This is a genomic window from Ruegeria sp. BB9 (assembly GCF_056539345.1).
In genome coordinates this window covers 672,947-696,381 of sequence record NZ_JBQFUU010000001.1, presented here as the reverse complement: position 1 = coordinate 696,381, position 23,435 = coordinate 672,947, and the positions used below count along the sequence as shown (strand labels likewise).

26 protein-coding genes and 1 tRNA gene are annotated in these 23,435 nt (G+C 62.4%); 15 read left to right on the top strand and 12 right to left on the bottom strand.

Translation table 11 applies throughout. From position 1 onward, the window contains the following. The first annotated feature begins 90 nt into the window (after positions 1-90). From rpmF to ACR0FC_RS03465, 7 genes are all read left to right on the top strand, one after another. Complete coding sequence (rpmF, locus tag ACR0FC_RS03495) at positions 91-297, top strand: 50S ribosomal protein L32 (protein ID WP_093962313.1); 207 nt, start codon at positions 91-93, stop codon at positions 295-297. A gap of 24 nt (positions 298-321) precedes the next feature. Continuing rightward, a complete protein-coding gene (gene plsX, locus ACR0FC_RS03490; RefSeq protein WP_170338227.1) occupies positions 322-1,407 on the top strand; it encodes a phosphate acyltransferase PlsX in 1,086 nt (361 codons plus the stop codon). Between the two features lie 23 nt (positions 1,408-1,430). Next, the gene (locus tag ACR0FC_RS03485; RefSeq protein WP_093962315.1) at positions 1,431-2,402 is read left to right on the top strand and encodes a beta-ketoacyl-ACP synthase III; all 972 of its coding nucleotides are present in this window, start codon (positions 1,431-1,433) and stop codon (positions 2,400-2,402) included. A gap of 96 nt (positions 2,403-2,498) precedes the next feature. Beyond that, positions 2,499-2,801, top strand: a complete 303-nt coding sequence (gene ihfA, locus ACR0FC_RS03480; protein WP_093962316.1) for an integration host factor subunit alpha — start codon at positions 2,499-2,501, stop codon at positions 2,799-2,801. Positions 2,802-2,819: 18 nt separating this feature from the next. After that, on the top strand, positions 2,820-3,434 hold the full coding sequence (locus ACR0FC_RS03475; protein ID WP_170338224.1) for a MerR family transcriptional regulator: 615 nt from the start codon (positions 2,820-2,822) through the stop codon (positions 3,432-3,434). Between the two features lie 61 nt (positions 3,435-3,495). After that, positions 3,496-3,572, top strand: a tRNA-Pro gene (locus ACR0FC_RS03470). Between the two features lie 61 nt (positions 3,573-3,633). Continuing rightward, positions 3,634-4,713 carry a 2'-deoxycytidine 5'-triphosphate deaminase gene (locus ACR0FC_RS03465; RefSeq protein ID WP_170338222.1) on the top strand — a complete coding sequence of 360 codons (1,080 nt, stop codon included), beginning with the start codon at positions 3,634-3,636 and terminating at the stop codon, positions 4,711-4,713. 3 nt (positions 4,714-4,716) lie between these two features. Here the strand turns inward: ACR0FC_RS03465 and ACR0FC_RS03460 are convergent, their stop codons facing one another. The 7 genes from ACR0FC_RS03460 to ACR0FC_RS03430 all read right to left on the bottom strand — a co-directional run bounded on the left by ACR0FC_RS03460 (position 4,717) and on the right by ACR0FC_RS03430 (position 11,608). Beyond that, positions 4,717-4,956 (bottom strand): hypothetical protein, encoded by a 240-nt coding sequence (locus ACR0FC_RS03460; RefSeq protein WP_093962319.1) that lies wholly within the window; start codon positions 4,954-4,956, stop codon positions 4,717-4,719. 63 nt (positions 4,957-5,019) lie between these two features. After that, positions 5,020-5,679 (bottom strand): SMC-Scp complex subunit ScpB, encoded by a 660-nt coding sequence (scpB, locus tag ACR0FC_RS03455; RefSeq protein ID WP_170338220.1) that lies wholly within the window; start codon positions 5,677-5,679, stop codon positions 5,020-5,022. Continuing rightward, on the bottom strand, positions 5,672-6,466 hold the full coding sequence (locus ACR0FC_RS03450; protein ID WP_170338218.1) for a segregation and condensation protein A: 795 nt from the start codon (positions 6,464-6,466) through the stop codon (positions 5,672-5,674). Before ACR0FC_RS03450 ends, scpB begins: the two co-directional genes overlap by 8 nt. After that, positions 6,456-7,463 carry a beta-N-acetylhexosaminidase gene (gene nagZ, locus ACR0FC_RS03445; protein WP_170338216.1) on the bottom strand — a complete coding sequence of 336 codons (1,008 nt, stop codon included), beginning with the start codon at positions 7,461-7,463 and terminating at the stop codon, positions 6,456-6,458. Before nagZ ends, ACR0FC_RS03450 begins: the two co-directional genes overlap by 11 nt. Then, positions 7,460-8,521 (bottom strand): SPOR domain-containing protein, encoded by a 1,062-nt coding sequence (locus tag ACR0FC_RS03440; RefSeq protein ID WP_170338214.1) that lies wholly within the window; start codon positions 8,519-8,521, stop codon positions 7,460-7,462. Before ACR0FC_RS03440 ends, nagZ begins: the two co-directional genes overlap by 4 nt. Before the next feature lie 88 nt (positions 8,522-8,609). Beyond that, positions 8,610-10,355: an arginine--tRNA ligase gene (argS, locus tag ACR0FC_RS03435; RefSeq protein WP_170338212.1), complete on the bottom strand. Its 1,746-nt coding sequence runs from the start codon at positions 10,353-10,355 to the stop codon at positions 8,610-8,612. A gap of 95 nt (positions 10,356-10,450) precedes the next feature. After that, positions 10,451-11,608, bottom strand: coding sequence for a deoxyguanosinetriphosphate triphosphohydrolase (locus ACR0FC_RS03430; RefSeq protein WP_170338210.1), 1,158 nt, complete (start codon positions 11,606-11,608; stop codon positions 10,451-10,453). 76 nt (positions 11,609-11,684) lie between these two features. On the opposite strand from ACR0FC_RS03430, the gene ACR0FC_RS03425 reads away from it, so the two are divergent. Together ACR0FC_RS03425 and xth are read left to right on the top strand one after the other, a co-directional pair. After that, the gene (locus ACR0FC_RS03425) at positions 11,685-12,008 is read left to right on the top strand and encodes a HesB/IscA family protein (protein ID WP_093962326.1); all 324 of its coding nucleotides are present in this window, start codon (positions 11,685-11,687) and stop codon (positions 12,006-12,008) included. A 242-nt stretch (positions 12,009-12,250) separates the two neighbouring features. Continuing rightward, positions 12,251-13,030, top strand: a complete 780-nt coding sequence (gene xth / locus ACR0FC_RS03420) for an exodeoxyribonuclease III (RefSeq protein ID WP_170338208.1) — start codon at positions 12,251-12,253, stop codon at positions 13,028-13,030. 4 nt (positions 13,031-13,034) lie between these two features. On the opposite strand, the gene ACR0FC_RS03415 is transcribed toward xth, so the two are convergent. Further along, the gene (locus tag ACR0FC_RS03415; protein ID WP_170338206.1) at positions 13,035-14,186 is read right to left on the bottom strand and encodes an FAD-dependent monooxygenase; all 1,152 of its coding nucleotides are present in this window, start codon (positions 14,184-14,186) and stop codon (positions 13,035-13,037) included. 71 nt (positions 14,187-14,257) lie between these two features. Continuing rightward, positions 14,258-14,680: an RNA polymerase-binding protein DksA gene (gene dksA / locus ACR0FC_RS03410; RefSeq protein ID WP_093962986.1), complete on the bottom strand. Its 423-nt coding sequence runs from the start codon at positions 14,678-14,680 to the stop codon at positions 14,258-14,260. A gap of 364 nt (positions 14,681-15,044) precedes the next feature. On the opposite strand from dksA, the gene ACR0FC_RS03405 reads away from it, so the two are divergent. The 5 genes from ACR0FC_RS03405 (at position 15,045) to ACR0FC_RS03385 (ending at position 19,196) form a co-directional block, all read left to right on the top strand. Next, the gene (locus ACR0FC_RS03405) at positions 15,045-15,890 is read left to right on the top strand and encodes an AAA family ATPase (protein WP_170338204.1); all 846 of its coding nucleotides are present in this window, start codon (positions 15,045-15,047) and stop codon (positions 15,888-15,890) included. Between the two features lie 124 nt (positions 15,891-16,014). Continuing rightward, complete coding sequence (locus ACR0FC_RS03400) at positions 16,015-16,464, top strand: GNAT family N-acetyltransferase (RefSeq protein ID WP_170338202.1); 450 nt, start codon at positions 16,015-16,017, stop codon at positions 16,462-16,464. Then, positions 16,461-17,810 carry a DUF2927 domain-containing protein gene (locus ACR0FC_RS03395; protein WP_170338200.1) on the top strand — a complete coding sequence of 450 codons (1,350 nt, stop codon included), beginning with the start codon at positions 16,461-16,463 and terminating at the stop codon, positions 17,808-17,810. The genes ACR0FC_RS03400 and ACR0FC_RS03395 overlap by 4 nt, the downstream gene beginning before the upstream one ends. A 26-nt stretch (positions 17,811-17,836) precedes the next feature. Continuing rightward, positions 17,837-18,007, top strand: coding sequence for a hypothetical protein (locus ACR0FC_RS03390; RefSeq protein ID WP_170338198.1), 171 nt, complete (start codon positions 17,837-17,839; stop codon positions 18,005-18,007). Between the two features lie 4 nt (positions 18,008-18,011). Continuing rightward, positions 18,012-19,196, top strand: coding sequence for a vWA domain-containing protein (locus ACR0FC_RS03385; protein ID WP_170338196.1), 1,185 nt, complete (start codon positions 18,012-18,014; stop codon positions 19,194-19,196). A 19-nt stretch (positions 19,197-19,215) separates the two neighbouring features. Here the strand turns inward: ACR0FC_RS03385 and ACR0FC_RS03380 are convergent, their stop codons facing one another. Further along, complete coding sequence (locus ACR0FC_RS03380) at positions 19,216-20,700, bottom strand: inorganic phosphate transporter (RefSeq protein ID WP_093962333.1); 1,485 nt, start codon at positions 20,698-20,700, stop codon at positions 19,216-19,218. 203 nt (positions 20,701-20,903) lie between these two features. Here ACR0FC_RS03380 and ACR0FC_RS03375 point away from each other — a divergent pair, with 203 nt between their 5' ends. After that, entirely contained in the window at positions 20,904-21,590 is a 687-nt protein-coding gene (locus ACR0FC_RS03375) for a M48 family metallopeptidase (RefSeq protein WP_093962334.1), read from the top strand. Between the two features lie 54 nt (positions 21,591-21,644). Here ACR0FC_RS03375 and ACR0FC_RS03370 read toward each other — a convergent pair whose 3' ends face one another. After that, complete coding sequence (locus tag ACR0FC_RS03370) at positions 21,645-22,187, bottom strand: RSP_2648 family PIN domain-containing protein (RefSeq protein WP_170338194.1); 543 nt, start codon at positions 22,185-22,187, stop codon at positions 21,645-21,647. Further along, complete coding sequence (locus tag ACR0FC_RS03365) at positions 22,184-23,392, bottom strand: RSP_2647 family RNA methyltransferase (protein WP_170338192.1); 1,209 nt, start codon at positions 23,390-23,392, stop codon at positions 22,184-22,186. The genes ACR0FC_RS03370 and ACR0FC_RS03365 overlap by 4 nt, the downstream gene beginning before the upstream one ends. Between the last annotated feature and the right edge of the window lie 43 nt (positions 23,393-23,435).

Below are 23,435 nucleotides of genomic sequence, written 5' to 3'. Positions count from 1 at the left end.
CCCTAAACGCACGTCACACCACGAGAAAACGAAGAATGAAACCCGGCCTGCAGCGAATCTGCTGGCCCTTAGTAGACAAAGGTTGAGACCATGGCCGTCCAACAGAACAAAGTTTCCAAGTCGCGTCGCAACAACCGCCGCGCACACGACGCTCTGGTTGCTGCAAACCCGAACGAATGCGCGAACTGCGGCGAGCTGAAGCGCCCGCACCACGTTTGCGCAGCCTGCGGCCACTATGACGATCGTGAAGTCGTCGCTCAGGCCGACGACATCGACCTGGACGAAGACGCGGCCTAAGCCTGATTGAACGCAGGTTCTGGCATGACAGCGCAGCCCACGCAGACCGGAAAGATCATCATCTCGGTTGACGCAATGGGCGGGGATTCAGGTCCCGGCGTGGTCGTGGCTGGAATCGCGAAGTCAGCAAAGAAGAACCCCGAGATCGGATTTCTTCTGCACGGCCCGGAAGATGTGCTGAGCAGGCTTGTATCGAAACGGCGTGTCCTCGACGGACGCGTCGTTTTTCGTGATTGCCCGGACGTGGTCACGATGCAGGACAAGCCCAGCCAGGTGGTGCGCAGCGGCAAGAACACCTCGATGTGGTCGGCGCTGGAATCCGTGCGTCAGGGCGAGGCCCATGGTGCCGTGTCCTGCGGCAATACCGGCGCGCTGATGGCGCTGTCGATGATGCGACTGCGCAAACTGCCCGGGGTAAACCGCCCCGCCATCGCGATTCTGTGGCCATCCCGCAACCCTCAGGGTTTCAACGTCATGCTGGACGTGGGCGCGGATGTGCGGGCCGACGCCAAGGATCTGCTGCAGTTTGCACTGATGGGCGCTTCTTATGCGCGCAACGGCATGGAACTGACCCGCCCGCGTATCGGACTGCTGAACGTCGGCACCGAAGAGCACAAAGGCCGCGCCGAACTCAAGGAAGCCCATGCCCTGATCACCGAATTCGCGGATCAGGCAAACTTTGATTTCGTGGGCTTCGTGGAAGGCAGCGACATTCCAGGCGACAAGGCGGATGTCATTGTTACGGATGGGTTTACCGGAAACGTCGCCATCAAGACCGGAGAAGGCACGGCCAGCCTGATCGGTGACCTGCTCCGCGAGGCCTTCAAGTATTCGCCCCTATCTCGCCTGGCCTCGGTTCTGGCCATCACCTCTCTGCAGCGATTGAAGAAACGCATCGACCCGCGCCGCGTCAACGGCGGGGTCTTTCTTGGCCTGAACGGCACTGTCATCAAATCCCACGGAGGCGCCGACGCCACCGGCGTGTCTGCCGCGATCAAGCTGGCTTTCACCCTGGCCAAGTCCGGCTTTGCGGAAAAATTGGCAGCACGGGTTGCATCCACGGCTGAGCTTGAACAAGATGCAGCGCAATCTGCGCTGCAGACCAAATAAGAACAAAGAAGGCAGTACCCCAGATGGCAGGCCGTTCAGTCGTTGTAGGTGTCGGGCATTACCTGCCCAAGCGGGTGGTTCCGAACTCCGAATTCGAAAAGACGCTTGATACGACCGATGAATGGATTCGCACCCGTTCCGGTATCGAACGTCGGCACTTTGCGGCCGAAGATGAAACCACGTCCGATCTGGCAACCTATGCGGCCAAAGCCGCTTTGCAGGACGCCGGCCTTACAGCTGATGACATTGACGCAATCGTACTGGCGACCTCGACCGCGGATCTGACGTTCCCGTCGGCCGCAACCATGGTTCAAGCCAATCTGGGCATGACCCGGGGGTTTGCCTTTGATGTTCAGGCCGTCTGCGCCGGTTTCGTGTTTGCGCTGAGCAACGCCAACGCCCTGATCCTTTCGGGTCAGGCCAAGCGGGTGCTGGTGATCGGCGCTGAAACTTTTTCGCGGATCATGGACTGGACCGACAGATCGACTTGCGTGTTGTTCGGGGATGGGGCCGGTGCCCTCGTGCTCGAGGCGCAGGACGGTGCCGGAACAAGCGATGATCGGGGTATCCTGTCCACGGATCTGCATTCGGATGGACGTTACAAGGACCTTCTGTACGTGGACGGCGGGGTGTCGACGCAATCGACGGGCCATCTTCGTATGCAGGGCAACCAGGTGTTCCGCCATGCGGTCGAAAAGCTCACCGCCACGGCCGAAACCGCCCTGGAACGTGCCGGACTGAACAGCCAGGACGTCGACTGGATCGTGCCGCATCAGGCCAATATCCGCATCATTCAGGGCACCGCAAAGAAGATGGGCCTGCCCATGGATCACGTTGTGGTGACCGTTCAGGACCACGGAAACACATCGGCCGCCTCGATTCCTCTGGCCCTGTCGGTGGGCAAGGAACGGGGCCAGATCAAGCAAGGTGATTTGATCGTGACCGAGGCGATTGGCGGCGGTTTGGCATGGGGCTCGGTGGTCCTGCGCTGGTAACCGGCGCATTCCGGCTTACACAGCCGCCCGCAATTCATTGATATTGACAGCGAATTTGCGCTACCCCTATGCTCGAAAATCAATAGGGGAAATGTCATGGGCGATAATACACTGACGCGAATGGATCTGAGCGAAGCCGTGTTTCGCGAAGTTGGGCTGTCACGCAACGAAAGTGCACAGCTTGTCGAAAGCATTCTGAACCACATGTCGGACGCGCTGGTGCGTGGCGAACAGGTCAAGATTTCGTCCTTCGGCACTTTCAGCGTTCGTGACAAATCAGCCCGTATTGGACGCAACCCGAAAACCGGTGAAGAGGTTCCGATCCAGCCGCGCCGCGTGCTGACTTTCCGCCCGTCGCATCTGATGAAGGATCGCGTCGCCGCCGGGAATCGCAAGTAAACCCGGGGCCAGGAGGATATGAGCAAGTCACCCGACGCGTTTCGCACCATCAGTGAAGTTGCGGATTGGCTCGGTGTTCAAGCCCATGTCCTGCGATTCTGGGAAAGCCGGTTTGCACAGGTCAAACCAGTCAAGCGGGCTGGCGGTCGCCGTTACTACCGCCCCAACGACATGCGCCTGCTGGGCGGCATCAAGAAGCTGCTGCACGAGGACGGCATCACGATAAAAGGCGTTCAACGCATTCTGAGGGAACAGGGCGTGGCCCATGTGGCGGCGCTGTCCCCCGACATCGATGTCAGCGCAGAATCACCACAGACGCCGCAGGACGTGGTGGTATCCTTTCCGCCCAAATCGACCGGTCAGCAAATCGACCTCGATCTGCAGTCCGACACTGATGGTCCCGGGTCGCCAGAGCCTCAGGAAACACCCAATTCCCCAGACCCCGAGCCGACGCCCGCGCCCGCTGCGGTCAACGGGGACGACGGCATCAGCCCTGCCCCGCTGTTCGGCGGCATCGCTTCCAAAGCTTGGCAGACGACAGATTTTGACGCTGAGGCGCTGCGCCAGATCGCCCCGATCGCGAGGGACCTCAGGGCATGGCTCAGCCGGGTCGAAGGTCAAAAGGCGGGATAAGAAGAAAGGCAATGTTTTCCTCTTGCCCCTGCCGGGAAAATCATTATGAACAGCCCAACGTCGGGCTATGGCGCAGCCTGGTAGCGCGTCCGTCTGGGGGACGGAAGGTCGCAGGTTCGAGTCCTGCTAGCCCGACCAAATCACACCGACGTTTATGGCAGATAGGCCAGATCCCGCTCTGGCACCAGGGGGGATCGGAATGACAGGTGTATGCCCGAACCAGCAAATCGAGGCGATGATCGCGCGCAGTGAGATCACCGCCGAGCCGGCCATTCTGCCCGCCCAGATCCAGCCCGCCAGCCTTGATCTTCGTTTGGGAACAGTCGCTTACCGCGTTCGCGCGTCATTTCTGGCGGGCGAAGGGCGTTCGGTGTCCGAACGGCTCGCCGAGTTCGAGATGCACCGGATCGACATCACCGACGGCGCCGTTCTCGAAAAAGGTTGCGTCTACCTTGTGCCCCTGATGGAAGCGTTGTCCCTGCCCGGTGACGTGACCGCTGTCGCCAACGCCAAAAGCTCGACCGGGCGTCTGGACCTTCTGACCCGCACAATCACCGATGGCGGCACCGAGTTCGACCGGGTGCCCGCAGGCTATTCTGGGCCCCTCTACGCCGAAATCTGCCCGCGGTCCTTTTCTGTCTTGGTGCGTCCGGGGATGCGGCTGAACCAGATCCGGTTCCGGCAAGGCCAGGCAGTTTTGTCCGATGCGGATCTGACTGCTCTGCATGCGGAATCCCCATTGGTCGATGGTCCGGCCGTCATTCAGGACGGTCTGGGGTTTTCGGTCGACCTGCGCCTGCCCAACACTGACCTTGTTGGCTATCGCGCGAAACCGCATACCGGCGTGATCGACCTTGACAGGATCGGCGAATACGACCCGCAGGAATACTGGGAAGAGGTGCGCACCAAGGACGGACGGATCATTCTGGATCCGGGCGCATTCTATATCCTGGTCAGCCGAGAGGCAGTTCACATTCCACCGATGTACGCGGCCGAAATGGCGCCCTATCTGGCGATGGTGGGCGAATTCCGGGTGCACTACGCGGGCTTTTTCGATCCGGGCTTCGGTCATGCCGAAGCCGGAGGCGCCGGGTCACGTGGAGTTCTGGAAGTTCGCTGTCACGAAGCGCCCTTCGTACTGGAGCATGGACAGGTCGTCGGGCGGCTGGTCTATGAGCGTATGGCCGAGATGCCGACACAGCTGTACGGGGCAGGAATTGCTTCGAACTATCAGGGCCAGGGCCTGAAATTGTCGAAGCATTTCAAGTCCGTAAAGTGAACCTCAGAAGCGCATGAACCGCCGCATCTGGCGGGTCAGCTGCTTGGCCTGCTTCATGCTCGGGCTCTGTCCGCCTGCACTTTGCGCCATGCGCCGGTCGGTCTGAGGATCGCGCGCCTGGCTCTGTTGGCCCGGTTTGCGGGTCGCACGATCGGCAAGGTCAAAACCTTTGTCGACACCGCGCGTGACCAGCCTGCGCATGACTTGCCGAACGATCATGTCGATGATGCGGTTTGCGTTCATTTCGGTCTCCGTTCCTCTGCGCCGAACCTAACGGCGATATGCGCCGACAAATGGGCGACGCAATCAATCTTCCTCGAACAGTTCGGACTGATCTTCGTCACCCGTTTCATCTTCGTTGGCCTCGCCGATCGGCATCGCCCCCGGCGGCGGCCGATTTTCCAGCAAGCCAGCAGCGCGCAGTTCCTTAAGGCCCGGCAAGTCACGCGCGCTTTCCAGACCGAAATGGTCCAGGAATTGAGGCGTTACGACAAAGGTCACCGGACGGCCCGGCGTCATGCGGCGACGGCCCAGCCGGATCCACTCCATCTCCAGCAGCTGGTCGATGGTTCCCCGCGACACGGACACGCCGCGGATTTCTTCGATCTCGGCGCGGGTGCAGGGCTGATGATAGGCCACGATCGCCAAGGTCTCGATGGCGGCACGGCTCAGCTTGCGGGTCTCGACCGTTTCCTTCTGCATCAGGAAGCCCAGATCGGGGGCCGTGCGGATGGCCCACGCCTCGCCCACTTTGACCACGCGGACCCCGCGCCCTTCATAACGTTTCTGCAGCAGTTCCAGCGCTTGCGCGGCGTCGCAGCCATGCGGCATCCGCGCCTCGAGATCGGCCACCGTCACCGGTTCGGCGCTGGCGAACAGTACCGCCTCGACCATACGCTCCTGCTCAGCCAGCGGAGGCGCTTCGAACAGGGTGCCGGTGCCGTCGTCTTCGGGGGCGTCAGTCACGTTTGTCAGTCCTTCTGCGCAGTTGGATCGGAGCAAAGGTCTCGCTTTGCTTGATCTCCATATGTCCTTCCTTGACCAGTTCCAGCGAGGCCGCAAACGTCGCCGCCGTGGCCGAGCGCCGCCGCACCGGGTCAACGTCCCATCCGTCGGGCAGGTAGGTTTCCATGTCGGTCCAGGTTCCGGCAAATCCGATCAGCGGGCGCATCCGTTCCAGCGCCTGTTCCATCGTGAAAACGGCGTCGCGGTCCATCACGAAGGGCCGGAACTCGTCGCGGGTTCGGATGCGGGCATATCCCTGCATCAGGTCCAGCAAGGTCGCGGAATAGGTGACCGTGCGGATGCGGGTCACGTCCTCGCCCTGCCCACGCCCGAAGAAATCGCGCCCCAACTGGTCGCGCGCCATCAGGCGGGCGGCCGCATCGCGCATCGCCTGCAGGCGTTCCAACTGAAAGGCCAGGTGCGCGGCCAGTTCTTCGCCCGTCGGCCCCTCTTCATCGGGGTCAGGCGGCAGCAGCAGCCGGGATTTCAGAAAGGCCAGCCACGCCGCCATCACCAAGTAGTCGGCGGCCAGTTCGATCCGCAGGGCGCGGGCCCGTTCTACAAAGGCCAGATATTGCTGCGCCAGCGCCAGAACCGAGATCTTGCGCAGATCGACCTTTTGCGTCCGCGACAGGGTCAGCAGCACGTCCAGCGGGCCTTCAAACCCGTCGACGTCCACGATCAGCGCCTCGGCGGCCAGCCGATCGGCGACCGAAACCGGGTCTTCGCTGAAAAGGTTATCCGTCATATACCTGCCCGCCCATCAGACGGGATAGTTCCGTCTCGGCGGCACGGATGTCAAGTTCCTCGGGCGATTGCCGCTGTGCCAGCGCCTTGTCTGCGCGGGCTTGTGCCGCCTCCGACATCTCGCCCGCAGCTTCCATGACCGCCGCCCTGTCGGCAAGCGAGCCGTTGCAGTGCAGCACAACATCGCATCCTGCGGCCAGCGCCTGACGTGACAGGTCGGCCAAAGACCCGCTGAGCGCCTTCATCGAGATGTCGTCGGTCATGATCAGGCCGTCAAACCCGATCTGATCCCGGATCACAGCCATCATCTGCGGAGAGATCGTTGCCGGTCGTTCATCCAGCTGCTCAAAGACCAAATGGGCCGTCATGCCCATCGGCAGGTCGTTCAAGGCGCGAAACGGGGCAAAATCGGTCTGCAACAGATCGTCCAACGGCGCATCGACGTGCGGCAGGTCGAAATGGCTGTCCAAGGTCGCCCGTCCATGGCCGGGAATATGCTTTACGATGGGCAAGACGCCACCGTCCAAATGACCCTGCGCAACAGCCCGGCCGATTTTCGCGACCGTAGCAGCATCGCTACCGTAGCACCGGTTGCGCAAAAAGGCGTGGGTGTCCGGACGCGCCAGATCCACCATCGGTGCGCAGTTGCTGTCGATGCCCATGGAATACAGTTCATGCGCGATCAGGCGGTACCGCAGGTACATGGCCCGCTCGGCATGGTCGACGGCACGTTCCGCATGATCCAATGGGGGCATCCATTGCCGCGCCAATGGCGCGCGCAAACGTTGGACCCGTCCGCCCTCTTGGTCGATGGTGATCGGACAGTTTCGACCGACGGCCTCTCGAAAGTCGCCACACAAGGCACGGACCTGATCCGCGGTTTCGATGTTGCGGGCAAACAGTATGAACCCGAACGGGTTCATTTGGCGAAACAACGCCTTTTCTTCGGGTGTCAATCGCAGCCCGGCCGCATCCGTGATCGTGGCGCCAAACCTCACCGCACGGCAACCGGGATACAGTCAGCGTCCTGTGCGACAAGGGCGGCGCAGAACTGGCGCGAGTCGCTCAGGTCATCGAACCCCAGGACCCGCAGACGGTAAAACGTGCGGCCTCCACTTGAGGTTTTCTGGATAACCCTCTGCTTTCCATCCATATATTCGCCAAACCGACGATACAGCCTGTCCCATTCGGCCTGCGCGACCTCGGGGCTTTCAAACGCACCCAGCTGCGCCAGCCGGGTACCCTTGGTCAAGGTGTTCGGGTCGACATCCAACCCTACAGCAGCCTTGACCGCGGCGTTGATCGCGTCTTCGTTGACCGCAGGGCGCACAGCGGAAGCCGCGCGCGCCGGGCGGCGGAGCGGACGCAGGGACCGGCGCACGCCCGGCAGGGCCGCGATTTCGGGATCCGGCAACTGAGCGGCGAGATCGGCCGGATCAATGGCTGGCTCGTCATCGGCCAAGTTCAGGGATGCAAGCTGCACCCCCGCTTCGGTCTGCGGTGTCTCAGCGGCAGGCACGCCGGACAGTTCGGCAACCACGGCGTCAACTGCGCCTTGACGCAGTTCGGCCGCTTCCTGGTTCGAGAATTCTTGTTCGACAACATGGACGGCGGGGGTCGGCTTCAGCTCGCCCATCGCCACGTCTTCATCCGTCAGGGAAACGGGCCGCGGCGCAAGGATCAGCCGGTCGGCCGGAGGCGCCGCGGTTCCAACCGCGGCAACTGCATTGACCGCAAGACCCTGGTGATCGGCGGGTGTGCCCCCGGGAGTTTCCGGCTGCACCCGCATCGGTCCCTCGGCCGCGCGTACGACCGGTACGCCGCTCACATCGCGCATGACCAGCTTGTACCCCCAGATCGCGACGCCAGCGACAAGCGCCAGAGACGCGGCAGCACCCAGCAGGTTGACGACGCGCCCAAGGCCCGCGCCCGCCGGCGCACCCTCTGCCTGGTCCATCATGTCGTCGGGATATTCATACCCATCTTCGGGGTGGAACTGATTCGAGTAATGCGCGTGCTCGGGGCTGGTCTGCCCCGAGAAATCGTAACTGGTCATATCCGCCTCACTGCCCGTTTCGCGCCTGAAATTGGGGCGCGCGGGTCATTTCTTGCCTACCTCGGGCCGGCGGTTCGGGCAGTGTTGGTTACCGCATCTCCTGCGCCGGCGTGACACCAAGAATACCCAAGCCTGCTGAAATCACAACAGAAACGGCCCGGGCCAGTGCTATTTTTGCCTGGCTTGTTGCCGCGTCACCATCTTGCAGGAAGCGCACCGACATTTCTTCGTTGCCCTTGTTCCACAATGCGTGGAAATCCCCTGAAAGTTCATACAGATAGAAGGCAACCCGATGCGGTTCGTTGGTACGCGCAGCGATCTCGACCAGCCGTGGCCATTCGGCCAGCTTTTTGGCAACACCCAGCTCGGCCGCGTGGTCGATCTTGCTCAGATCGGCAGCCTTGAGGGTCGCGTCGTCCGCGGCGATGCCCGCTTCGGCGGCCCGGCGCAGCACGCTCATGACCCGGGCATGGGCGTATTGCACGTAGAACACGGGGTTCTCGCGGCTTTGCTCAAGCACCTTGTCGAAGTCGAAGTCCAGCGGCGCATCGTTCTTGCGGGTCAGCATCACGAACCGGGTCACGTCCGGGCCGACCTGGTCGACCACATCGCGCAGCGTGACGAAATTGCCGGCCCGCTTGGACATCTTGAACGGCTCGCCGTTTTTCCACAGCTTCACCAACTGGGTCAGCTTGATGTCCAGCGGCACCTTGCCGTCTGACAGAGCCGAAACAGCGGCCTTCATCCGCTTGACGTAGCCGCCGTGATCTGCGCCGAACACGTCGATCAGCGCGTCGAACCCGCGGCTCACCTTGTCGTAGTGATAAGCGATGTCCGGAGCAAAATAGGTCCAGCTGCCGTCGGATTTCTTGACAGGGCGATCCACATCGTCGCCATGCGCGGTAGACTTGAACAGGGTCTGCTCGCGCGGCTCCCAGTCTTCGGGGGTTTTGCCCTTGGGCGGCTCAAGAACGCCTTCATAGATAAGACCCTTGTCGCTGAGCGACTTCAGAGCGGCCTCGATCTTGCCGGTTCCGTACAGCGACTTCTCCGAGAAGAACACGTCCATCTCGACGCCCAGCGCCTTCAGATCGGCGCGGATCAGATCCATCATCGCGTCGGTTGCAAAAACGCGGACCTCGGCCAGCCATTCGCTTTCAGGCTTGTCCAGCAAGCTGTCGCCGTATTTTTCCTTCAGCGCCTCGCCGATCGGGATCAGGTAGTCGCCCGGGTAAAGGCCTTCGGCGATCTCCGGGCTCAGGCCGTTGGCCTCGCGGTACCGCTCGAACGCGGACCGGGCCAGCACATCCACCTGCGCACCGCCGTCGTTGATGTAGTATTCACGGGTCACGTCGTGGCCGGAATAGGCCAAAAGGCTGGCCAGCGCGTCGCCGAACACTGCGCCACGTGTGTGGCCCACATGCAGCGGTCCAGTAGGGTTGGCCGAGACGTATTCCACGTTCACCTTCAGCCCCTGCCCCATGTTCGAGCGACCATAATCCGTGCCCTGTTCCAACACCGCACCCAGAACGCCCTGCCAGACCGGCGGAGCAAGCCGCAGGTTGAGAAAGCCCGGACCTGCAACCTCGGCACTCGTGATCCGCTCATCGGAAGCCAGTTTCGCGGCCAGCGCATCGGCAATGTCACGCGGCTTCATCTTGGCAGGCTTGGCCAACACCATCGCGGCATTGGTCGCCATGTCTCCATGGGCGGCGTCGCGCGGGGGTTCGACCGCAACGTTGTCAAAGCTCAGCCCCTCGGGCAGCGCGCCTTCGGACTGCATCTGCGTCAGCGCGTCCAGAACAAGGCCGCGGATCTCGGAGAACAGGTTCATTTCGGATGTCCTTTTGCTTGCGCAGCGGTTTACCACGCAAGGCGGCAAGGTCAATGCGGGCAAGCGGTCCAAACCAGCATTCGCAGCATGCAGCCCTAAACCTGCGGGGGCTGCGTGCCGGTCAGGCGGGCATGATCCTGCAAGGCAAACCGGTCGGTCATGCCCGCAATATAGTCTGATACGATCCGGGCCAGCGCGGTCTCGTCCGGCGCCGCTTCGATATCCGAATGCCAATGCCGAGGCATCTGGCGCGGGTCGCTCAGATAGATCGGGAACAGCTCCTCGACTACGCGACTGACCTTGGCGCGCACCTCCATGACGCTGGGCGCCCGGTACATGCGGGTGAACAGAAACGCCCGGATATCGTTGAGCTGCGCCCAAAGATCATCCGAGAAGCGGATGACAGGAGCCCCGAGGTGACGAACATCTTCGACTGTTTGCGCGCCCGATCTCTCCAAAACCTCGCGCGAGGTGTCGATTACATCCGAAACCATCACGCCGAACACCCGCCTCAGCGCCTCGTGACGACGCCGGTAGAAATCCAACCCGGGATACTTGCGATCCACCTCGGCATAACACTCCCGGACAATCGGCAATTGGGCGATCTCGTCGTCGGTAAAAAGTCCGGCCCGCAGGCCGTCGAACAGGTCATGATTGTTGTAGGCGATGTCGTCGGACAGTGCCGCAACCTGCGCCTCTGCGCTGGCATGGGTGTGCAGTTCAAGGTCAAAATCGGCATTGCACTCGGCCAGCGCCCAGGGCAGCTCGCCCGTAACCGGGCCGTTGTGCTTGGCGATGCCTTCAAGGCATTCCCATGTCAGGTTGCACCCGTCGAAATCCGCGTAATGCCGTTCCAGCTTGGTGACGATGCGGATCGCCTGAGCGTTGTGGTCGAAGCCCCCGTAGGGCGCCATCAGCGCATGCAGAGCGTCCTCGCCCGTATGGCCAAACGGCGTGTGGCCCAGATCATGCGCCAGGGCCACGGCCTCGGTCAGTTCCGGGTTCAGCCCCAATGCCCCCGAGATCGTGCGCGCGACCTGCGCCACCTCGATCGAATGGGTCAGGCGCGTGCGATAGCTGTCGCCCTCATGCTCGACAAAAACCTGCGTCTTGTGCTTCAGACGTCGGAACGCGCTGGCGTGTATTATCCTGTCCCGATCCCGCTGAAAGCACGACCGGAAACTGCTTTCTTCCTCTGGCACCAGCCGCCCGCGCGCCCGGCCCGGATCGGCAGCAAATCCTGCTCGCTCCAATGGTCTTGTCCTTGTCGCCTGTCTCCGGGGTTTCTATATTGTAGACCAACGAGGAAATAAACCTTTGGAGCATGGCATGAATCTGCCTCCGAGAGTCACAGAACGCGCCTTCGAGAGGCTTGCCGAGATCGGCGCCGCCGACAACGGCAAGGCCCTGCGAATCGCCGTTGAAGGCGGAGGGTGTTCAGGCTTTCAGTACGAAATCGCATTGGACGAGCCCAAGGACGATGATCTGGTACTGGAAGGCAAAGGCCAGAAGGTTGTCGTCGACGAAATATCTCTGCCGTTCCTGGAAAATGCGACGATTGATTTCACGCAGGAACTGATCGGCGCCCGGTTCGTGATCGACAACCCCAACGCAACCTCTTCCTGTGGGTGCGGCACGTCTTTTTCGATGTGATCAATCGTGGGGGCGTTGCGTCCACATCCTCTGGATATCTTCATGATCTGCAGGAGCGCCCGCTGTCCTTCGACGCGGCCGTAGCGTGCGGTTGACCGTGTTTGGCCCCGTGGCAACTGTGCCAGCTCGTCATGGCGTCATCCGTCCCCAAACGCCCCGGTGCCGGTGGCAGACCTGACTGCCACCTTGTGATGGCCTCCGTTCTGGGCGATAGGTTTCGGCAGAGCTTCGGAGGGACCGGGATGAAAATCGCAACATTCAACATCAACGGCATCAAGGCGCGGGCCGAGGCTCTGCCCCGCTGGTTGGACGAAGCCCAGCCCGATGTGGTCCTGCTGCAGGAAATCAAATCCGTCGACGAAAACTTTCCCCGCGAGATCTTTGAGGAACGCGGGTACAACGTCGAAACCCATGGTCAGAAAAGCTTCAACGGCGTGGCGATACTTTCGAAGTATCCGCTCGAAGACGTCTCGCGCGGGCTGCCAGGGGATGAAGAGGACGAGCAGGCGCGATGGATCGAAGCAACCGTCATCGGCAAGCGGGCGCTGCGGATTTGCGGGCTTTATCTTCCCAACGGGAACCCTGCTCCGGGGCCGAAATTCGACTACAAGCTTGCCTGGATGGAACGGCTGTACGAGCGCGCCCGCGATCTTCTGGCCACGGAAGAGCCGGCCCTCATGGCCGGGGACTACAACATCATTCCGCAAGCCGAGGACGCGAAACGCCCGGAGGCCTGGCGCGAAGACGCCCTGTTTCGGCCGGAAAGCCGCGCGGCGTTTCGCAAGGTTCTTAACCTTGGCTTCACCGAAGCATTCCGTGCGCGGACGCAAGGCCCGGGCCACTATTCGTTCTGGGATTATCAGGCCGGCGCGTGGAACCGGAATGACGGCATTCGCATTGACCACTTCCTTCTGACACCACAAGCGGCGGACCTGATGCGCGATTGCCAGATCGACGCCGCAGTGCGCGGACATGAAAAGCCGTCCGATCACGTTCCTGTTTGGGTGGACCTCGACATCTGACTCGTCAGGCCGTCGGGTCGTAATCGTAGATCCAGTCGTATCGACGCGTCAGGCGCGGACCGATCAGGGCCAAGGCCGCCTGCGCGGCCAGTCGTGCGGGACCGCGCAAATGAAAGTTCCGCGCGTTGGCACCGGCAGCTGCGACCACCTTGCGCGCGCGGGTTTTTCTCGTGATTTCATAGGCTTCGAGTGCGCGGCGGACACCCGACTGTTCGTCAAAAGATCGGGCCAGGATCCAAGCATCCTCTAGGGCCAGGCACGCCCCTTGAGCCATAAACGGCAATGTGGGATGCGCGGCGTCCCCCAAAAGGGCAACGCGACCATTCTGCCATTTCTGTGCCACCGGGCGCAGAAACAAAGCCCACAGGTGAACATCTTGCACCTGCGCAAGCGCGGCACCTGCAGGACCGCCGAAATCGGCAAAACGCGCCCGCAGGTCCTCGGGGTCACCGCGCAGACGCCAGCCCTCCTCCCGCCAGTCGGACCGCTCTTCGACCGCCACGATGTTCAACATGGACTGCTTTCGCAGGGGATAGGTCACGACATGACGCCCGGGGCCCATTGTCAGCGATGCCATGGGCTCGGCTTCATGGTTGATCCAGGGCACCGTTGCCCGCCAGGCCACCTGATGCGTGAACGCGGGCGCTTCGGTTCCGTTCAGGATGGGCCGGATACCGCTGCGCCCGCCATCCGCTGCAACGGCGAATTCCGCGCGCAGCCGGGTGCCATCCTGCAGCGCAATCTCGGCGTCGGCTGGATGCTTCCGAACATTGGAGACGCGGGCATTCAGCCTGATCGACACCCCTGCGCGCTCGGCCGCCATTTGCAACGTTTCCAGAAGGTCAGCACGGTGGAAATACCACGTGGGTCCGGCCGCGGGTGCCGGAAGACGGCTGACGACGCGGCCCCGCCGATAATCGCGCAGGACAGTGCCGTGAGAGAGTTGTGCGACCCGACCGGGATCATCCACAACACCCAGCGCGCGCAGGACGGCCATGCCGTTGGCGCTGATTTGCAGACCGGCCCCGACCTCGGTCAAGGCCTCGGCCTGCTCGAGAACGGTCACCCGTGCGCCGCGTTGCTGCAAGGCCAGCGCAGCGGCCATTCCGCCGATCCCGCCGCCGATGACACCGATTTGCAAACCGTCGATCTTCATGGCACGGGCTTAACGCAAAAAAGCCGGAGCCACAGGCCCCGGCGCTTGTCTTTTTTGAAAGACCCCAGCGATCAATCGTCGCGGTGAACTTTTTCGCGACGCTCGTGACGCTCTTGTGCTTCCAGCGTCATGGTCGCGATCGGACGCGCATCCAGACGCTTGAGCGAGATCGGGTCACCGGTCTTTTCGCAGTAACCGTATTCGCCCTCGTCGATCCGGCGCAGAGCGGCGTCGATCTTGGCAACCAGTTTGCGCTGCCGGTCCCGGGTGCGCAGTTCCAGCGCACGGTCGGTTTCCTCGCTGGCGCGGTCTGCAACGTCGGGAATATTACGGGTGCTGTCCTGCAGCCCCTCGATCGTATCCCGGCTGCCTGCCAAAAGTTCGTTTTTCCAGTTCAGCAGCTTGCGGCGGAAATACTCAAGCTGGCGTTCATTCATGAAAGGTTCATCTTCGGCCGGACGATAGTCCTCCGGCAGAAAAACTTCCTGCTTCATATTGGCTCCCTCGGTATGGCCAGAAACGTCTTTTGCGGTCGTGTCGCCTGACATTTGGCACCCCCTTCTGCGCAGCGTTTAACTGACGGGACGGGGAATGTCACTATCCAAACGCAACCCCGACGCGCCGTTATGAGAACCGGTATAAACATGAGACTTTGGGCACCAAATCGTTGCCATTCTGTGAAAGCGAAAAGACTATTTTGCGGCAGAACACCCGCGAGCGGATGATGGAATCGGTGCGATTCGTCCCTCGCGCCCGTCGTTGGCAGCCTGCGACGCTGCGGCCCGGCTTGTCATTCGGCCCCGCCCTAGGTAACCCGGTTCCCGTCTCCTGTTGCTGCGACCATCATACGAGGGCCCCATGACCGCACGTTTCAAAGGCACAGCCGAATACGTTGCCACCGACGACCTGACCATTGCCGTAAACGCAGCCGTCACGCTGGAACGACCGCTGCTGGTCAAGGGTGAACCCGGCACGGGCAAAACCGAACTGGCCAAACAGGTCGCCGGCGCGCTGGGTCTCAAGATGATCGAGTGGAACGTCAAGTCGACCACCCGCGCGCAGCAGGGTCTCTACGAATATGACGCAGTCAGCCGTCTGCGCGACAGCCAGCTGGGCGACGAGCGCGTGAACGACGTCCGCAACTACATCAAGAAGGGCAAGCTGTGGCAGGCCTTCGACGCCGATGAAAAGGTCGTGCTGCTGATCGACGAGATCGACAAGGCCGATATCGAGTTCCCCAACGACCTGCTGCAGGAACTCGACAAGATGGAGTTCCATGTTTACGAGACCGGCGAAACGATCCGGGCCAAACACCGCCCCATCGTGATCATCACCTCGAACAATGAAAAGGAACTGCCAGACGCCTTCCTGCGCCGCTGTTTCTTCCACTATATCCGTTTCCCCGACGAAGCCACGATGCGCCGCATCGTCGAAGTGCATCACCCCGGCATCAAAGAGGCGTTGCTGACCACCGCCCTGACCCAGTTCTACGAGATCCGCGAGACGCAGGGGCTGAAGAAAAAACCCTCGACCTCCGAGGTGCTGGACTGGCTCAAGCTGCTCCTGGCCGAGGATCTGGATGCCGAAGACCTGAAGCGCGACGGGGTCAATGCCCTGCCCAAGCTGCACGGCGCCCTGCTGAAGAACGAGCAGGACGTGCATCTGTTCGAACGGCTGGCCTTCATGGCGCGCGCCAAGCGCTGAAGCCCGCCCATTCATGAATACTTGGTGATCACGGCTTGCCTTGCGGCAAGCCTGATGCCAGCATTGCTGCAACAAAGATCAAAGAACACGACACCGAGCACGCTGTAGAGCAGGACCACCCGAATTGACCCAAGCGCCGCGCATTCGTCCCCTCAAGCCCGAAGACCGGCCGAGCTGGGACTTGTTGTGGCGGGCGTATCTTGAATTCTACGAAACGGTATTGCCCGACGAGGTCTACGACAGCACGTTTGCGCGCCTGCTGGGGGATGATCCGCAGGACTTTTCATGCCTAGTGGCCGAGTTGGACGGCGAATTGATCGGGCTGACCCACTTCCTGTTTCATCGCCATGCCTGGAAGATCGAAAACGTCTGCTATCTGCAGGATCTCTATGCCAGCCCGCATGTACGCGGTACCGGTGTCGGTCGGGCGTTGATCGAGGCCGTCTATGCCGAAGCCGACCGAAAAGGCGCGCCCGATGTCTATTGGCTGACGCAGGAGTTCAACCACACGGCGCGCCAGCTTTATGACCGCGTCGGCCAACTGACGCCTTTCCTCAAGTATCGGCGTCCATGAAACGTCTGGCCGGCATATTTCTTGGCTTTGTCCTTACCGGATGCAGTTCAGTCGACCGGATTGAGTTGCCCGATGAAATCAAGGTGACCGAGGCCGCAGCACCGGTGACTCAGACTTTCGGCTCGCCACGTCCTTTCCCGCCGGCCCGGTCAAATACGAACATCGCGGCAGATTTTGTGGACCTGCATTTCTCGCTGGAAAGCGGCACTGCCCTGCCCGTGTTTACGCGGTTCGAGGGTCCGATCACAGTTCGGCTGACGGGCGCCCCTGCCCCCACGATGCAATCCGACCTGACGCGTCTGCTGACCAGACTGCAGCGCGAAGCCCGGATCGACATCCGCCAGGTCAACGATGGGCCAGCCAACATCACGATCGAAGCAGTGACCCAGCGCCAGATTCAGCGGCTGCTGCCGCAAGCCGCGTGTTTCGTCGTGCCCAACGCGTCCAGCCTCGAGGAATACAATCGCGACAAGCGCAAGACCAAAAGCAGTTGGCGCGCGCTGCGCAGCCGCGAGCGGCTGGCCATCTTCATTCCCAACGATGTCAGCCCCCAGGAAATGCGGGATTGCCTTCACGAAGAACTTGCACAGGCGATCGGGCCTCTGAACGACATGTACCGCCTGCCGGATTCGGTCTTCAACGACGATAATTTTCACACTGTCCTGACCGGGTTCGACATGCTGATCCTGCGCGCGACCTATGCGCCGGAACTACAGACCGGAATGACCCGGGAACAGGTGGCGCAGGTCATACCCGGGGTCATCGCCCGCCTGAACCCGCGCGGCGCCAATCTGCCCGTCCAGCCAATCTCGGAAACCCCGCGCGAATGGATCGACGCCGTGCAACTGGCGGTCGGCAAGGGCCGGGCCTCGCCGCGGCAAATGCGGGCCATCGACCGCGCGATGCGGATCGGCCGAGAGCAAGGTTGGACCGATCACCGCCGGGCGCACCCCCATTATCTGAAGGCCCGCCTGGGTGAATTCGACGCCCCCGAGGAAGCGCAGCGCGAATACGCCATCGCCATGCAATACCTGCGCGCGACCCCCGGAACCGAGCTTCAGCGCGCGCATATCACAGTTCAAACGGCGGCCTATGCCCTGACGCAGGGGCGCGGCCCCGAAGCTCTGCCGGACCTCGACCGGGCCATAGCGACGATGACGCGGGCCGAAAACGCCTCGATGCTGGCGACGCTGCTGCTGCTGAAGGCCGAGGCCCTGAAGCAGGCCGGCAAACCCGAACAGGCACGCTCCGTCAGGCTGGACAGTCTGGGGTGGGCGCGCTACGGGTTTGGCTCGGAATTGGTGGTCGGCTCGTTGATGCAGGACGTCGCGCTGGGGCCCCCGTAACATCGCAAAAGGCGGATGACGAACACATGCTAGTGGTTGTGGGAATGGCGGTCCTGGGAGCGGCTCTGGGCGCGCTGACGGCACGAAAACGCAAAGGCAGCGGCGCCGATATCGCCCAATATGCGGCCGGCTACGGCATTGCATTTGCATTGGCGGGACTGGCCATTTCGCTTGTTCTGGTGCGGGTGATAGGCTGAGCCGATGTTCATCCCCTTTTTCGAAAACCTCAGAAAAGCCGGCATCCCCGTCTCGTTGCGGGAATACCTGACCTTTCTGGAGGGGATGAAGAAGGGGCTGGCCACCTACGACATCGAGGCGTTCTACTACCTCGCCCGTGTCTCGATGGTGAAGGACGAGCGCAACATCGACAAGTTCGACCGCGCCTTTGCCGCCAGCTTCGAGGGGCTGTCCGAGATCACCATGGATCAGGTGCTCGAGGCCGTGGACATTCCGGCCGACTGGCTGGCCAAGATGGCCGAGAAGCACCTGTCAGACGAGGAAAAGGCCGAGATCGAGGCACTTGGCGGATTCGACAAGCTGATGGAGACGCTGCGCGAACGGCTGAAGGATCAGCAAGGCCGCCACCAGGGCGGCAACAAGTGGATCGGAACGGCAGGCACCTCGCCCTTCGGCGCCTATGGCTACAACCCCGAGGGCGTGCGTATCGGCCAGAAGGAAAGCCGCCACCAGCGCGCAGTCAAGGTCTGGGACAAGCGCGAGTTCCGCAATCTGGACGACACGGTCGAACTGGGCACCCGCAACATCAAGGTCGCCTTGAAACGCCTGCGCCGCTGGGCCCGCGAGGGCGCCGCCGAAGAGCTGGACCTCGACGGTACCATCCGCGCCACGGCCGAGCATGGATACCTGGACGTCAAGACCCGGCCCGAACGGCACAATGCGGTCAAGGTGCTGCTGTTTCTCGATGTTGGCGGCTCGATGGACCCGCATATCAAGGTGGTCGAGGAATTGTTCTCGGCCGCGCGGGCCGAGTTCAAGCACCTGGAATATTTCTATTTCCACAACTGCCTGTACGAAGGCGTCTGGCGCGACAACCGCCGCCGGTGGGATGCGCAGACCCCGACGCATGAGGTGCTGCGGACCTACGGCCCCGACTACAAGTGCATCTTCGTGGGTGACGCGTCGATGTCGCCCTACGAGATCGCCTATCCCGGCGGCGCCAACGAGCACTGGAACGCCGAGGCCGGCCAGGTCTGGCTGCAACGCGCGCGCGAACAGTGGACGTCGAACCTGTGGATCAACCCGGTGCCCGAGAAATACTGGGAATACACCCATTCCATCGGCATGATCCGCGAGATCTTCGAAGACCGGATGGTGCCGATGACGCTGGCCGGGCTGGAACGCGGCATGCGCGAGCTGACGCGATAGCGCCAGCCCGGCTTTGGTTTTATCCCGCGATTGCCTGAATTCCCAGGAACAGCAGCCCCGACAACAAGGCCGCCGCGGGCACGGTGATCACCCAGGCCGCGATGATCGTCAGGAAATGCGACCGGCGTACCAGCTTGCGGCGGCGGCGCTCTTCGGGGGCGAGCACCGGGCGTTCCGGCACGGCACCGCGCGCCTTGATCAGGCGTCGCTCGGCGTCCCATTCCCGGAAGAACCCGACGCCGAACACCGCGCCAACGGCGATGTGGGTCGAACTGACCGGCAGGCCAAGCCAGCTGGCCACGATCACGGTGATCGCCGCCGACAGCGCCACGCAATAGGCGCGCATCGGGTTCAGCTTGGTGATCTGGCTGCCGACCACCCGGATCAGCTTGGGCCCAAACAGGAACAGACCGAACGAAATGCCGAAGGCGCCGATGATCATGACCCAGGGCGGAATGCTCACCGCATGAGTGAAATCACCTACCGCCGAAGCCTGAACGATCGCGGCCAGAGGCCCGACGGCATTGGCCACGTCATTGGCCCCATGCGCAAAGCTGAGCAGCGCCGCTGAAATGATCAGCGGGATGCCGAACAGGATCTTCAGCGACTTGTTGCGGTTCTCCAGCCCTTCGGCCTGACGGCGAATGACAGGAATTGTCACCATCCAGATCAGCACTCCGCTGACCAGGCCGATCACCAGCGCCGTCTGCAGGTTGATCTTGAACAGATGTTTCAGGCCTTTCAGCGCAAGGTACGAGGCGAACGCCCCGGCCATGATGCCGACCAGAACCGGAACCCATTTGCGCGCCGCGGCGATCTTGTCATCCTGATAGATGATCCGTGCCTTGATGAACCACAGGAACCCGGCGGCGATGATGCCACCCAGAAGCGGCGAGATGACCCAGCTTGCTGCGATCTGGCTCATCTTGACCCAGCTGACCGCGCCGAACCCCGCCGCCGCGATCCCTGCCCCCATGACGCCCCCCACGACCGAATGCGTGGTCGAGACCGGAGCGCCGACCCAGGTGGCCAGGTTGATCCAGAGCGCGGCAGACAACAGTGCGGCCATCATGGCCCAGATGAAGACGGTTGCCGTTCCCATGCTTTCGGTATTGATGATGCCTTTGGCGATGGTCGAGACCACGTCTCCACCCGCGATCAGCGCGCCGGCGCTTTCGAAAATTGCGGCAATCGCGATGGCGCCGCCCATGGTCAGCGTGTTCGCGCCCACTGCCGGGGCCATGTTGTTGGCCACATCGTTCGCCCCGATGTTCAGCGCCATGTAGGCTCCGAACATGGCCGCGATCACGACGATCATCGTGTTGCTGGCCTGTCCGAACAACAAAGCAGCCGTGATCCCGGCGATCACGATGAACACGAACGCGATGCCCGATCCGACGAACGGCCGCCCGACCTGCGCCGTTGCAACCTCGAGGCGGGAAAACCGACGCAGGTCACGATCCAGTGTTTCAAGGTGCCGGGCTTCTAAATCATTGTTGGCCATTTGTCCCTCTTGCATAGCGCGCGCTCGCACAGCGTGCGCCGTGCCCTAGAAGGCTTTTGCCTTCATTTCAACCTTTGAAATATGGAATTTGCGATCTGACGCCGCGCGATTTCCGTCTCATGAACTGCCCCAAGTCGCCCATGTTGCCCGAAAGTGATGAGGAACGACTTGCCCCCGCATCCCGATCCGCCCATATCTGAGATATGTTGCGTCTGACCCCAATTCTGCTGGCGATCGCCTATGCCATTGTGATGTATCGGATTTCCGTCTGGCGCACGCATCGCGAGCTGGATGCGAAGTCGACCGAGCTGGCCGATCCCGAATTGAAACGCATGACCGACCGCTTGGCCGCCGCCTTGGATGTGGCGCGCGTGCCGGTCTATATTTACGAAATCGACCCGGTGAACGGGCTGGCCGCACCGGACGGGCGCATCTTCATCACCCGTGGTTTCTATCGCAAGTTCCGCAACGGCGAGGTTTCGGCCGAGGAGATGGCCAGCGTCATCGCGCACGAGCTGGGGCATGTTGCGCTGGGCCACGCCCGGCGGCGGATGATCGATTTTTCCGGTCAGAACGCGATGCGGGCAGCGCTGATGATGCTGCTCAACCGGTTCATTCCCTTCATCGGCGCGTGGATCGCAAATGCGCTGACCGCGCTGCTGGCCTCGCGCCTGTCGCGGGCAGACGAATACGAGGCGGACGAATACGCAGCCGCCCTGCTGACCAAGGCCGGAATCGGGATCGGGCCGCAGAAATCCCTGTTTCACAAGCTTGAGGATCTGACCCAGCAGCGGGCGGGCGTGGTTCCGGCCTGGCTGATGAGCCATCCCAAGACGGACGAGCGGATTGCCGCGCTGGAGGCCCTTGAACAACGTTGGGAGCGTGGCTGAGGGTCAGAGTGCGAGAGGCCACACTCTCGCGATATTTGGAGCCAGGGGAAGAGGTCAGGCCGCCAAAGCCTTGCCGAGACGCGGCAGGCGGGCTTTTTTCATCAATGCGCGCAGAGTCCATCTGTCGCCCGACAGACGGTTGGCTTCGGTCAGGACCGATTGAGCCATCTCTTCGACACTGCTCGGGTCACTCTGCCAGATGCCGTGAAGGAAGCTGTCGGGGTCGATACGCGCAAGGCCCTCTTCCGCCAGAATATTCCTTGGAAAGTCTTTGGCATTCACGGTGATGATCGTGTCGGCCGAAGCGGCGACCGCGGTGGCCAGCACATGGGTGTCGGCCGGATCGGGCAGCCAGAGTCGCTGTTCGAGGCCGGGTGCCTCGGGGCGTTCGGCCTGCGGCCAATGTGCCTGCACCAGCGCGATTTCGGCCCGGGCCTGCGCCTCGCCCTCGGGTCCGAGTTTGCGGGCGGCGCGGGCCCATTCCTCGAGGATGCGAGCCGACCAGAGCGGGGTGAAATGGCCCCGCGTGGCCACGCCCAGCAGCATCTCGCGCATCACCGTCGGATAGATGACGCAGGTGTCAAGAACCGCCTTCACAGCCGGTAGAACACGGATTTCAGATAGCCGCTCTCGGCCAACTGCGGCAGTTGCGGATGGTCGGGTCCGGCAAAGCCGGTGTGGATCATCTGCGCCTGACGCCCGGCCCGACCGATACCGCGGGCACAGGCCTCGCGAAAGCGGGTCAGGTCGGCGGCATGCGAGCAGGAACACAGGCCCAGATACCCCCCCGGTTTGACAAGCGGCGCGGCCAGGCGGGCGATCCGCTCATAGGCCCGCAGCCCGGCATCCAGCGCCTGTTTCGACGGCGCAAAGGCCGGCGGATCGCAGATGACCACGTCGAACTGCGCACCCTCCTCACCCAGCTGGGTCAGAACGTCGAAGGCATCGCCCTGTCGGGTTTCAAAGCGGTCACCGAAGTCCGATGCGGCGGCGCCCTGCTCGGCCAGAGTCAACGCGGCGGCCGAGCCATCGACCGACAGCGCATGATCTGCCCCACCGGCCAGCATGGCCAGGCCAAATCCGCCCACGTGGCTGAACACGTCCAGCACATGCGCGCCGGGGCCCGTCAGCCGGGCGGCAAAAGCGTGGTTGGGGCGCTGGTCGTAGAACAGCCCGGTTTTCTGGCCCCCGGTCAGGTCGGCCATGTAGGTCGCGCCATTCATCGGGACGGGCAACGGAGCATCGGGCGCGGTGCCGCGCAGTGTCTGGTTCACGTCATCCAGACCTTCCAGCCCGCGGGTGCGGCCCGAGGCGTTCTTGAGCACGGTCGTCACCCCCGTCACCGAGACCAGCGCGTCGGTCAGAAGGTCCAGATGCGCCTCGGCCCAGGCGGCGTTGGGCTGGATCACGCAGGCATCGCCAAAGCGGTCGATGATGACACCGGGAAAACCGTCGGCCTCGGCATGGACCAGCCGGTAGAAGGGCGCATCGAACAGCCGTTCGCGCAGGTCGAGTGCCCGGCGCAGGCGGGTTTCGAACCACCCGGCGTCCAGCTGTGCCGACAGGTCACGATCCAGCACCCGGCACATGATCTTGGAATCCGGGTTCACTGCCACCAACGCGATCGGGGCGCGTTTGTCATCCTCAAGCACGGCCAGCGCACCCGGCGCGATCTTGCGGGTGCGCCGGTCGGTGACGATGTCATTGGCATAGACCCAGGGAAAGCCGTGGCGCAGACCGCGCGCATTGGCTTTGGGTTTCAAACGGATTCTGGGGCGGTCGGGCATGTCGGCATGGGTCATGGCGCCCTCATAGTCGCGATTGCGCGGGCAGAAAAGCCCCTCC

Coding starts and splice junctions, on each gene's coding strand:
- rpmF (WP_093962313.1), top strand. CDS start 91: ATGGCCGTCCAACAGAACAAAGTTTCCAAGTCGCGTCGCAACAACCGC.
- plsX (WP_170338227.1), top strand. CDS start 322: ATGACAGCGCAGCCCACGCAGACCGGAAAGATCATCATCTCGGTTGAC.
- ACR0FC_RS03485 (WP_093962315.1), top strand. CDS start 1,431: ATGGCAGGCCGTTCAGTCGTTGTAGGTGTCGGGCATTACCTGCCCAAG.
- ihfA (WP_093962316.1), top strand. CDS start 2,499: ATGGGCGATAATACACTGACGCGAATGGATCTGAGCGAAGCCGTGTTT.
- ACR0FC_RS03475 (WP_170338224.1), top strand. CDS start 2,820: ATGAGCAAGTCACCCGACGCGTTTCGCACCATCAGTGAAGTTGCGGAT.
- ACR0FC_RS03465 (WP_170338222.1), top strand. CDS start 3,634: ATGACAGGTGTATGCCCGAACCAGCAAATCGAGGCGATGATCGCGCGC.
- ACR0FC_RS03460 (WP_093962319.1), bottom strand. CDS start 4,956: ATGAACGCAAACCGCATCATCGACATGATCGTTCGGCAAGTCATGCGC.
- ACR0FC_RS03450 (WP_170338218.1), bottom strand. CDS start 6,466: ATGACGGATAACCTTTTCAGCGAAGACCCGGTTTCGGTCGCCGATCGG.
- ACR0FC_RS03440 (WP_170338214.1), bottom strand. CDS start 8,521: ATGACCAGTTACGATTTCTCGGGGCAGACCAGCCCCGAGCACGCGCAT.
- argS (WP_170338212.1), bottom strand. CDS start 10,355: ATGAACCTGTTCTCCGAGATCCGCGGCCTTGTTCTGGACGCGCTGACG.
- ACR0FC_RS03425 (WP_093962326.1), top strand. CDS start 11,685: ATGAATCTGCCTCCGAGAGTCACAGAACGCGCCTTCGAGAGGCTTGCC.
- xth (WP_170338208.1), top strand. CDS start 12,251: ATGAAAATCGCAACATTCAACATCAACGGCATCAAGGCGCGGGCCGAG.
- ACR0FC_RS03415 (WP_170338206.1), bottom strand. CDS start 14,186: ATGAAGATCGACGGTTTGCAAATCGGTGTCATCGGCGGCGGGATCGGC.
- dksA (WP_093962986.1), bottom strand. CDS start 14,680: ATGAAGCAGGAAGTTTTTCTGCCGGAGGACTATCGTCCGGCCGAAGAT.
- ACR0FC_RS03405 (WP_170338204.1), top strand. CDS start 15,045: ATGACCGCACGTTTCAAAGGCACAGCCGAATACGTTGCCACCGACGAC.
- ACR0FC_RS03395 (WP_170338200.1), top strand. CDS start 16,461: ATGAAACGTCTGGCCGGCATATTTCTTGGCTTTGTCCTTACCGGATGC.
- ACR0FC_RS03390 (WP_170338198.1), top strand. CDS start 17,837: ATGCTAGTGGTTGTGGGAATGGCGGTCCTGGGAGCGGCTCTGGGCGCG.
- ACR0FC_RS03385 (WP_170338196.1), top strand. CDS start 18,012: ATGTTCATCCCCTTTTTCGAAAACCTCAGAAAAGCCGGCATCCCCGTC.
- ACR0FC_RS03380 (WP_093962333.1), bottom strand. CDS start 20,700: ATGGCCAACAATGATTTAGAAGCCCGGCACCTTGAAACACTGGATCGT.
- ACR0FC_RS03375 (WP_093962334.1), top strand. CDS start 20,904: ATGTTGCGTCTGACCCCAATTCTGCTGGCGATCGCCTATGCCATTGTG.
- ACR0FC_RS03365 (WP_170338192.1), bottom strand. CDS start 23,392: ATGACCCATGCCGACATGCCCGACCGCCCCAGAATCCGTTTGAAACCC.